The 9,964-nt window shown below is 68.9% G+C and carries 7 protein-coding genes; 6 read left to right on the top strand and 1 reads right to left on the bottom strand.

All coding sequences use genetic code 11. The features are described 5' to 3' along the window. On the bottom strand, nucleotides 1–1,232 hold a 1,232-nt coding region (locus tag AAF184_14745), incomplete at its 3' end, for a penicillin acylase family protein (GenBank protein MEO0423593.1). A 297-nt stretch (nucleotides 1,233–1,529) separates the two neighbouring features. Between AAF184_14745 and AAF184_14740 the strand changes: the two genes are divergently transcribed. The 6 genes from AAF184_14740 to AAF184_14715 all read left to right on the top strand — a co-directional run bounded on the left by AAF184_14740 (nucleotide 1,530) and on the right by AAF184_14715 (nucleotide 9,881). Then, nucleotides 1,530–2,885 (top strand): sodium-dependent transporter, encoded by a 1,356-nt coding sequence (locus AAF184_14740; protein ID MEO0423592.1) that lies wholly within the window; start codon nucleotides 1,530–1,532, stop codon nucleotides 2,883–2,885. 314 nt (nucleotides 2,886–3,199) lie between these two features. Further along, a complete protein-coding gene (locus tag AAF184_14735) occupies nucleotides 3,200–3,793 on the top strand; it encodes a PEP-CTERM sorting domain-containing protein (GenBank protein MEO0423591.1) in 594 nt (197 codons plus the stop codon). 112 nt (nucleotides 3,794–3,905) lie between these two features. After that, nucleotides 3,906–4,496, top strand: a complete 591-nt coding sequence (locus AAF184_14730) for a hypothetical protein (protein ID MEO0423590.1) — start codon at nucleotides 3,906–3,908, stop codon at nucleotides 4,494–4,496. Next, on the top strand, nucleotides 4,493–7,234 hold the full coding sequence (locus AAF184_14725; protein ID MEO0423589.1) for a CHAT domain-containing protein: 2,742 nt from the start codon (nucleotides 4,493–4,495) through the stop codon (nucleotides 7,232–7,234). Before AAF184_14730 ends, AAF184_14725 begins: the two co-directional genes overlap by 4 nt. A 38-nt stretch (nucleotides 7,235–7,272) precedes the next feature. Continuing rightward, complete coding sequence (locus AAF184_14720; GenBank protein ID MEO0423588.1) at nucleotides 7,273–8,091, top strand: hypothetical protein; 819 nt, start codon at nucleotides 7,273–7,275, stop codon at nucleotides 8,089–8,091. Nucleotides 8,092–8,288: 197 nt separating this feature from the next. Further along, on the top strand, nucleotides 8,289–9,881 hold the full coding sequence (locus tag AAF184_14715) for a hypothetical protein (GenBank protein ID MEO0423587.1): 1,593 nt from the start codon (nucleotides 8,289–8,291) through the stop codon (nucleotides 9,879–9,881). The last annotated feature ends 83 nt before the right edge of the window (nucleotides 9,882–9,964 follow it).

Genomic DNA, 9,964 nt, shown 5'->3' with positions numbered 1-9,964 from the left:
GCAGGGTTGCGCACGGGCACAAAGTTCGAGTGCAGGTAGGCGATGTTGCCCTCGGCGTCGGCGAACACGGTGTTGTTCGACGAATTCGTGTGCAGGGCCATGATGCCGAGGTAGTCGTCGAGGTTCATGGCCTTCGTGCGCAGGTAAGACTGCATGAGCGCCCGCATGGGTTGTTCCATCAGCGCCACGCTCACCCAACGCCCTTGCTCGCTCCGTACGACGGGGCCGTGGTGCGTGCGGTAGGTGGTGAAGGTGCGCTCGGCCATGCCCTCGCCCGTGCGGTAGGGCACGGTGATCGTGCGCACCTGCACCGGCAGTTCGCCCTCGCCGTAGCGGTAGGCGAGGCCCTGCTCGCCGGCCACCACCTCCTCGGCGAACTCGTCGATGTTGTCGACGCTGCTCGAGGTGTGCATCCAACCTGCGGTCGGGTTGAAGCCCTGGTAGACGAAGAACTGCCCCCAGGTGAGGGCGCCGTAGGCGTTCAGGCCCTCGGCGCTGGTCACGTGGGCCTCGTGGCGGAAGAAGAACGAGGTGTGCGGGTTGATCAGCAGCAGGGCCGCGTCGTTGGCGCTCTTGGCCGGCGCAATCGCGATGCCGTTGGAGCCCAGCGGCTCGGCCTCGACGCCCGCGGCCTCCGCGGCGCTGGCCGCCAGGCGAATACCGCTGGAGAACGGCGAGTCCACCGGCCCGCGGCGCAGGCGAGCGCGAGCGATCGACGGGGCGACGTCGTAGAACGCGCGCAGGGCCTCGAGGTCGATGCGCTCGATGTCACCCCCGATGCTGCCCTCGCTGAAGGTGAGGGCCATCCAAGGCTCGAAGCGGGTGAGCACGCGCGGGCGCACCTCGGGGTGGGTGTGCAGGTAGAAGTTGAGGCCGTCGGCCCAGGCGTCCATGAGGGCACGCAGGAAGGCGGGGCTCTCGGCGTAGAGGGCGCGCATGTGCTCGGGGTCGATGAAGAGCTTCATGCGCAGGTCGCGCCAGATCTCTGTCTCACCTTCAGCTTCCGCCAGACGGCCCTGGGACAGCAGGAAGTTGTGCTCGATGCGCGGGAAGTCGTCCTCGGCCTGGGCGTACATTAGGGCGAAGACCGCGTCCGCGTCGGTGGGTGCGGCGATGTGCGGCACGCCGAAGTCATCGCGGGTGATCGTGGTGCGGGCGGCACGGGCCCGCCAGCGCTCCAGCGCCGCCTCGTTTGCTGCGTCGCCGTGCGCGTGTGCCTGGCAGACGGCCATCAGTGCCAGCACGGTCACCCCCAGGCGAGTCCTCAGTCCCTTCTCCCTTACCACCAACATTCGCTGTGCTCCTTCCCGTGCATCGGGTCCCCCGTACTATGCCAAGGCGCTTCGCGCAGTGCGCCTCGGATGCCACGCGAAAACGCTTGGATCGGCCTCGGATGGATACGAACGGCGTCGAACGACGCGCGTTACCGGCGTTTCTTTGATACTTTCGCCCAGCAGGTGCCGGCAGGCCCGGCGAGCGTCGAGCGCTGGCGCTGGACCCAACCCAAGAGATCGAAGGAACGCGAACGCATGACGATTGGCACCCCAGCACAAGAACAATGGTCGAACCGAGGCGCCTTCCTGATGGCGTCGATCGGCTTCGCCGTGGGCCTCGGCAACATCTGGCGCTTCCCCTACGTCACGGGGGAAAACGGCGGCGCTGCCTTCGTGCTGATCTACCTCGCGTGTGCCTTCGCCATCGGCGTGCCCATCCTGATCGCCGAACTCATGGTGGGCCGGCGTGGCCAGTCGAGCCCGCCCGGATCGATGAAATCCGTCGCCACCCAGGAGGGCCGCTCCGGCAACTGGCGCCTGGTCGGCGACATGGGCGTGCTCGCCGCCTACATGATCGTGATCACTTACGCAGCCGTGGTCGGCTGGGTGCTCTGGTACCTCTACAAAGCTGCGCTCACAGGCTTCTCGGGCTTCGATGCGGCGGCCGCACAAGCGGAGTTCAGCTCGGTCACCGCCGACCCCTTCGGCATGATCATCTGGACCGTCGCCGGCCTGTTCGTCACCGGCGCCATCGTCTTCGCCGGGGTGAAGAACGGCATCGAGCGCGCCGTCACCATTCTCATGCCCCTGCTGTTCCTGCTGCTGCTCGTGCTGGCGGGCTTCAACATCGCCTTGGGCGGCATGGGCGAGGCACTGACGTGGCTGTTCACGCCGGACTTCAGCAAGATCGACAGCTCCGTGTTCCTGGTCGCCATCGGTCAGGCCTTCTTCTCCATCGGCGTGGCCATGGGCGGCATGATGACCTTCGGGTCCTACCTGCCGCGCTCGATCTCGATTCCCGGTTCCACCCTGATCGTGGTAGGCGCGGACACCATGGTGGCGCTCCTGGCGGGCCTGGTGATCTTCCCGATCGTCTTCAACAACGGCCTGTCACCGGACGCCGGCGCCGGCCTGATCTTCCAGACCCTGCCCGTCGCCTTCGCCACCATGCCCTTTGGCTACGTCTTCTCGATCATGTTCTTCCTGCTCCTCGCCGTGGCCGGCATCACCTCCATGGTGGGCCTGATCGAGACCACCGTGAGTTGGGTGGAGGATCAGTACGGCATGTCGCGCCACAACAGCGTGTTCCTGGTGGTGGGCTCCGTGGCGGCCTTCGCCGTGGTCAGCGTGCTGGGCTACAACGTGCTCGCCGACGTGAGCTTGCTCGGCAAGGGCCTCAACGACCTCGCCGACTACATCTCCAACCAGATCCTGCTGCCCTTGGGTGGCCTGCTGATCGCCGTGTTCGTGGCCTGGCGCGTCTCCAAGCGCACGAGCGTGGACGAGTTGGGCCTTGGCGACGGCCCCGCCTTCAACCTGTGGCACTTCCTGCTGCGCTTCATCGTGCCGCCCGCCGTGGCGATCATCTTCATCACCGGCATCGGCGGCTAAGGCGACGGCCGGGCGGGCGGGCGGGACGCTCGCGCGTCCCGCCTCCACCATCACCTTCACCTAACGATACGACTAGCTCGCACCACCGGCGACCCGAGGCGAGCGTCCTACCGCTCAGGGAAACCCCTTAGCCGCTGAGGCGGGATTCCCTCACCGTCCGTCGGTATTGTTTACATACGACGATTTGGCGACACCCCACGGTGGCCGATGCTCCCTGCTACAACAGGGCTCTCCGCGCTCTGGCGCAGTACTTGCTTACCATAAGCGCGGTTTTGCAAAACCCGAATAACAACGAGCATTGGAAAGGATCGTCGATGTCCCGCACACCCACTTCATTTGGCGTTGCCGTCTTCGCCACCCTCGCCCTGCTACTGGGCGCCCAGGTCACCCACGCCACGCCTGTCACCCTGACCTTCGATGAGTTCAGCGTCGGCCAGCTGGACGGCACCACCGTGTATGAGCCCTTCGGCATCACGGACTTCGAGAACGTCTCGCAGACGGTGAGCTCCCTGTTCATCGACGGCGTAGGCATCACCAACGCGCCCGGCACCACCGGCGCGATCGACTTCGCGAGCGTGGTGACGGACATCAGTTTCAGCTGGGTCACCTCCGGCGCCGGCGTCAACTTCATGGCCGAGGCCTTCGACACGGCCGGCAACCTGCTCGACACCTTCTTCTTCGATGGCTCGAACACCTCCGAAGCCCAGGTGGGCATCGGCTCGTTGGCGGGTTTGGACGTCGCGCGCATAGAGTTCCAGGACGGCGCCGCCCAGGTGGCGATCGACACCCTGAGCTACGTGATCGTCGGTAACGTCGGCGTGGCCGAGCCTGGCGTCCTGGCCTTGTTCGGCTTGGGACTCTGCGGCCTGGGCGCGGCGACGCGCCGCCAGCGGGCAGCCACCGCCTGAGGCATCTTCGGCTCCTCGCCGTCGCGCCGGTCTGATCGCGGACCGGCGCGATGCGCCTCCGGCCCGGCCGCGGCGCTGGGCAACACGGTGAACGCTCCCACATAATCCGCCCATGGCAGACACGCTGGGCGATCAGATCGCGCGCATCGTTGACGGCGACCGCAAGGCCATCGCCTGGCTCTACGACACCTTCGCCCCGGTGTTGTTTCGACGTCTACGCGCCCGCTACGGATTCCCCGGCGGTCTCGACGCGCAGGAACTCCTGCACGACGCCTTCGTCTTCTTCCTACAGCACGACGCGCGCGTACTGACCCAGTTCCTCGAGCGAACCGACGGCGACGAACGCACCCACGATGCCCTGGCACGGCACCTGTGGGACCTGGCCTGCGGCGTGGCCAGCAACCGCCGCCGCGAGCGTACCCGGCGCCCGGAAGTGGCCCTGATCGACGCCGACGCCATCGGCGACAACGGCGACCCCGCCGAGTACTCGCTCAAGGAGGACATGCTCCTGCGCCTTGACGACTGCCTGCGCCAGCGCAACCCACGCGTCTACCTCTACTTCACCCTGCGCTACCTCGACGGCCTCAGCCCGGAACAGATCGCCGAGAGCACCGGCTGGTCGCGCAAGGCCACGTACAAGCTGCGCCAGGCCTTGAACGACGCGGTCAGCGAGTGCGCCGAGCAACTGCACCTGTCCTCGTGAGGCGTGCCACACCGGTGCTGGCGCTGGCCGCGCTGGGCGTCGCCTGCACGGATTCGCCGACGCCGCTGCTCACCGACGACACCGCCATCACCCTGCGCGATCACGCGGAACTGCTCGTCAGCGACGGCGGCGACGCCGTGCTGCCCCTGCACCTGGGGCGCGGCGACACCGCACCCCTCACCCTGTGCCTGGCCCCACCCGCCAGCGTCGACACCAGCGAGTGGCAAGCCCGCCTCCATCTCGACGGCACACCGGCGCCTCCCGAGTTTTCCCCGCCGACCACCCGCCTCGGCGCCACCCTGTGCTTCACGGCGGGTGCGCTGACGTGGGATCGCGAAGGCAGGACGGCGCTCTGCGCGGAACTCGAGGATCGCTACGACGGCACCCGCCAACGCGTGCCCTGCCAACCGCTGTTCCACCGCCACGAGGACAGCACTCGCACCGACCTCACCGACGCTTTCACCGCCGTGCTATCGAGCAGCCGCGCCCAGGCCGACACCGGCACCGTGGCGCAGCTGCGCGAGCTGCAAGCCCGCGCCCGCCCCTACCCGCTGCTGCGCACACGTTTGCGTCTGGTGGCGAGCTTCTTCTCGAGGCGCAGCGGCGATCTCACACTTCGCGAGAGCGCCCGCCGCGACCTGGCCGAGACGCCTGCGTGGCTGAACGCCCCCGTCGCCCTCGCCTGGAATGCCCAGTGGCGCTACGAACACGCGGCCCTCGCCCTCGAGGGGCCGGCAGACCTCCAGCAGGCGTGGATCGACCTGCGCGACGCGGAGCGCGCCTATCGCGCCATCGCCCACCCGAAGACGATTACCGCGGCCATGAAGCGCAGTGAAGTGCTCACGCGTCTCGGCAACGCGGCCGACGCCACCCACCGCCTGGACGCCGCGATCAGGGACTGCGAGACCGCCCAGTGCGACCAGCGCCTGCTGCCCTACGCGCGCAACACGCTCGCCTGGTCGCTCCTCATGCAAACCGACCCCGACGCCTCCACCCTGGCGCGCGTAAAGGAGATCCTCGCCGACGCCCTCGCCACCCAGGGCGATGAGAACCCTCTGGAAAGAGCGAATATTCTTATTAACCTATCCCTGCACGCGGTGCGGGCCAGCACCCCGTGGCGACCCTATCTCGACGAAGCGCTCGCGCTGCTCGACGCCACCCCGAATGGCACATCCGGCCGCGCCGGCGCCCTGCGCGAGTGGGCCACCCTGGTCGAGGCTGTGGACGCCCGGCAACGCGGCGATGCGCAACGCGTGCAGACCCTGGCTCGACCGCTCGCCGGCACCTCCCCCCAACCGCGCGTGGCGGCGTGGGCCTTCAGCCTGCTCGGGCAGGTGGCCCGCGAGCGTGACGCGTTGGACGAGGCCGCCAGCGCCTTCGAAGCAGCCCTCATCCTCCACACCCAGCGCGATGCCGGCGGCACCACGGCCAGCGCCAGCGCGCCGGGCCGATGGGCGGACGATGTGTACCGTGCCGCGCGGGTGGCGGTGGAGCGGGGCTATCCGCAGCAGGCCTGGCAGTTGCTCGCCACCCTGGACGAGGCGCTCGCGAGCACCCCCTGCCCCCCGCTCGAGGATCGATCCGATCAGGCGCGGGTGAACTATCTGCTCGGCGAGCTCGCCACCCTGCAGGCGCCGGCGTCCGCGAGCCGACGCGCGCAACAAGCCAGCTCGCGCCGCGTCCTCCTGGATGAACTCCAGCAGCTTTCGCGCAGCAGCTGCCCCGACGTTGCCGCGACCACCACCGCAGACACCACGGCGCAACTGCGCGCCTTCGCCCTGCCCGACGAAGTCATCATCCTCCAACGTCAGGGCGATGGTGGCGTACGCCCGTACCGGCGCACGCCGCTCGAAAGAGCAACGCTCAGATCTCACCTAGCGAGTATCGAAGGCGCGATGGAACGCGGTGTGGATGACACCACCTGGCGAACCCTCACGCGCCCCCTCGCTGAAGCGCTCGCTCCCAACCCCCAGGACTTTCCCGCCGACGCTCCTCTACACATCGCGTTGCACGGCCCCTTGCAGCGTGTGCCCCTGGAGGCCCTGCCGGTGAGCCCTTCAGCGGCATCGCCTTGGCTTGCCGACACACTCACGGTAGCCCTGCGACCTGCCGGCACCCGACGGGGGCGTCGACCAGCAACCGATCAAGCGCGCAGGCCGCTGTTCATCGTCAACCCGAGCGCCGACCTGCGCGCCGCCGCCAACGCCGCGCCTCGCTACCGCCAGTGGTTCCCGCAAGCGCTGGTCCTGAGCGAAGCAGCCGCTCGCTACCCGCAGGTCACCGACGCGCTGCCCCACGCGGACTTCATCCACGTCGACGCCCATGCCACCTACGACCCCGCCTTTCCGGGCCTCTCCCAGATTCGCCTGGCCGGGGAACGGGGCCTGCTGGCGGAGGATCTCGAACGCGCGGAAGCGCCCTACGCCTTCGTCAACCTGAGCGCCTGCGACTCCGGTCGCTGGCCCGAATCCGCCGGTACGGGCGTCTACGGCCTCGGCGGCGCGGTGGCGCGCGCCAGCGCCGCGTGGGTGATCGCCGCCCGTGCGCCCCTCGCCGATGCAGTGGCCGCCACGCTCAACGACAGCTTCTACCAACGGCTGCGCGACGGCGCCGACCCGGTCTCGGCCTACCGCCAGGCCCATGCACGGGTCAGGCAGGCGCACCCGGCCTCACGCTGGAGCCCGCTGATGCTGTTGGGCGGCGCCGGGGGGCAAAGCGACGCCGTGCAGACTCCATGACCATTAGAAGGGGCGTGTAAACGCCAGGAGATGGATCGATGAAGCCGAACACACTGCTCTGGCAACTCACCCAGCGGGTGAGGGGTCCGCGGGCCACGCCCAGGCCCGTGGACGATGCCACGCTCATCGCCTTCCGCGAGGGGGCGCTGTCCGCCGCCGAGCAAACCCAGGTGGAACAGTGGCTTGCCGACAACCCCGACGCGCGCGCACGCCTCGCCACGCTCGCGGGCGTAGTCACCGATCCGGCCCCGGACGCGGTGCGCGACCGGCTGCTCAGCGCGGGTCAGCCGGAGCCCGTCGCCGTCGCCGCCGAGGCAGAGGCGGCCCCGGGACAAACCCGCGGGCGCTGGGCGCTGGCGGCGGCCGTGCTGGGCATGGCCATCCTCCTGCCCTTCTTGACGCGCCAGGGCACGGTCGAGCCGTGGGTGGGCGACGCCGCCTTCGAGGTGAGCGTCGAAGCGCTCGCCACCACCCGCGCGACGGCCGAGCCAACCACGGACCTGTCGACGCCGATCAACGCGTACCCGGACACCCGCTTGACCATCACCGTGCAGGCCGCGGCGGGGGCCCGCGACGGCGTCGAGTACGGCGTGTTCCTAGAGGACGCGAGCGGCCGACTCGTCGCCATCGAGACGGGTGTGGAGATCACCCCCTATCGCGGCGCTGCCACCCTGAGCGCGTCCGCCCGCACCCTGGTCGCAGAGCAGCCTGGCGTCCGTACCCTGTGGGTGGTCGTCGCGGAGGAGGGCGCCATGCCTCAGCCACACGCTACGGCGCAACCAGAACAACACTTGAACGGCCCGCGCAGTCGCGCCTACCGCTTGCAACTGCAACTGCTACCGCAGGAGGCGCCCTAGTGGGCTCCAGCAGCTGATTCAGTGGCGGTGGTGCGAATCGACCGTCGCACCCAGCGAGCGTAAGCGCGATCTGCGACACCCCGGTCTGTCGCAAGATCGCGCCCTCGCGCGACGGTCGATCCGCACACCGCGCTGGATCAGCTGCTGGAGTCCACCCAAGCTCCACCTGCAGGGCATTGACGACAAGGAAGTTGACGATGACAACCAGCATCTTGCACGCCCGGCAACGCCTGCCCTCGGCGATCGTGGCCACAACACTGATCGCTGCAAGCGCCCCAGCGCTGGCGGGCACCCCGTGGGCCCTGTTCGAGCGCAGTTGCCCCCGCGGCACCTCGAGCCTCGAAGTGCCCTGCGGCAACCTCGGGGTCTACCACTTCGTCGACGTGGTCGCCCCCGCCGGCTGCACCGCCTTGGACACGGGCGTGGACGAGAACACCGCCTACCCCGCCCCGCGCCAGGCGCAGGAGGCCGGCGGCGTCGGTCACGTCGGCGTCCTCGGCGGGCAGCAGCGGGCACAGCTACCCGGTCGCTTAGGCGACCCCAACCCGTTGGAGACTCCCTGGATCGCTGTCGTCGACTTCGACTCGGAACACGGCGCCAGCACCCACTGGTTGGCGGACACGATGGCCGGTCCTGCCGTTCGTGCCGAACTCTTCCTCCTCGACGATCCCGCCCTGGACGCCCTCGGCGAGACCGTGACGGACCTGCACGTGTTGGCCGCGACCTGCCGCGTGGCCGAGGCCGTGGATCAGGAAGGCCGTCCGCCGCCCATCACGCTGAACATGAGCTTCGGTCGCGCCGCCCAGCACGACGACGCCCGCGACGCGAACACCTGCGCACGCGATCGCGCCTCGTGCCAGGTATCACGCGTGCTACAGCACCTGGATGACAAGGGCACGATCGAGGTGGCTGCCGCCGGCAACCACAAGGGGGAGACCTACCCCGCTGCCCTGCGTGGGGTCATCGACACCGGAATGCTCGACCTCAACCAGTTCTTCGCCGAATCGACCGCGGCGGGTGCCTGGGAGAGCCCCTCGCCGACGCGCGCGCTGATTCCGGGCAACGCCCTGTGCCTGCGCGGCGGTTGGCCCGCGCCCGGCGGCTCGTCCTACTCGAGCGCCCTGCTCGCGGGCTGGCTGGCCAACCTCGCAACCGAAGGGATCGACGTCGGCGCGAACACCCAGTCCGCCGCTCCCTACGAGCCGCGCTACGACGCCCAGCAGGCGTGCTACGTGCTCGCGCGCGGCGACGACACCTACGGCACCTGCAACCACGTCGCCGGCACCCTGTTCAACGGCATCGAACACGACGGCTTCGGTCGCTGCTGGCACGGCAGCCGTCCCAACATGATCCACAGCGATCCGCTCGGCGACGCTGAACAGGCGCTGGCCATCACCCCCTTCGATCAATGGGTGGCAGGCAATGGCCCACTCCCCGAATCCGATCCGTGCGTGCCCTGCGTGGGCAACCTGTTTGGCCCCCAGAGCGACCAGGACCTGTCGATCAACATGTCCCAGTCCGGCGCCATCGCCGACGGGCTAGTCCTCGACAAGGTGTACCTGCGCGCGGACCAGGACTTCTTCCCCCTGCCCCTCGCCAGCACCCAGCTCGGCTGGATCGCGGCAGGCCTGGTCAGCGAGCTCGTGCTGCCCTCGTGGGGATCGGTGGCCGGCGATGCCGACTCGAGCTCCCTCATCTTCGTCATGCGCACGCCGGGGCAGAGCAACTGCGACGCACCGCCCACGCCAGGCTGCCTGTGGACCTCGAGCGCCCTCTACATCGCCCAATGATGGCGACTAGGGGCAAACACCGGACCTACAGGACTCCCCTTAGGAATGGAGGCCTGCACCAGGCGGTCACCTAGTAAAATAGA

Source organism: Pseudomonadota bacterium (assembly GCA_039815145.1).
Lineage (GTDB): Bacteria > Pseudomonadota > Gammaproteobacteria > Steroidobacterales > JBCBZW01 > JBCBZW01.
Note: the sequence above shows the minus strand (reverse complement) of the source record. Positions and strands in the feature narration are given on the sequence as shown.

Bases quoted from the DNA above. Each gene is read 5' to 3' on its own strand.
- AAF184_14720 (MEO0423588.1), top strand. From the start codon at position 7,273: ATGAAGCCGAACACACTGCTCTGGCAACTCACCCAGCGGGTGAGGGGT.
- AAF184_14730 (MEO0423590.1), top strand. From the start codon at position 3,906: ATGGCAGACACGCTGGGCGATCAGATCGCGCGCATCGTTGACGGCGAC.
- AAF184_14735 (MEO0423591.1), top strand. From the start codon at position 3,200: ATGTCCCGCACACCCACTTCATTTGGCGTTGCCGTCTTCGCCACCCTC.
- AAF184_14740 (MEO0423592.1), top strand. From the start codon at position 1,530: ATGACGATTGGCACCCCAGCACAAGAACAATGGTCGAACCGAGGCGCC.
- AAF184_14715 (MEO0423587.1), top strand. From the start codon at position 8,289: ATGACAACCAGCATCTTGCACGCCCGGCAACGCCTGCCCTCGGCGATC.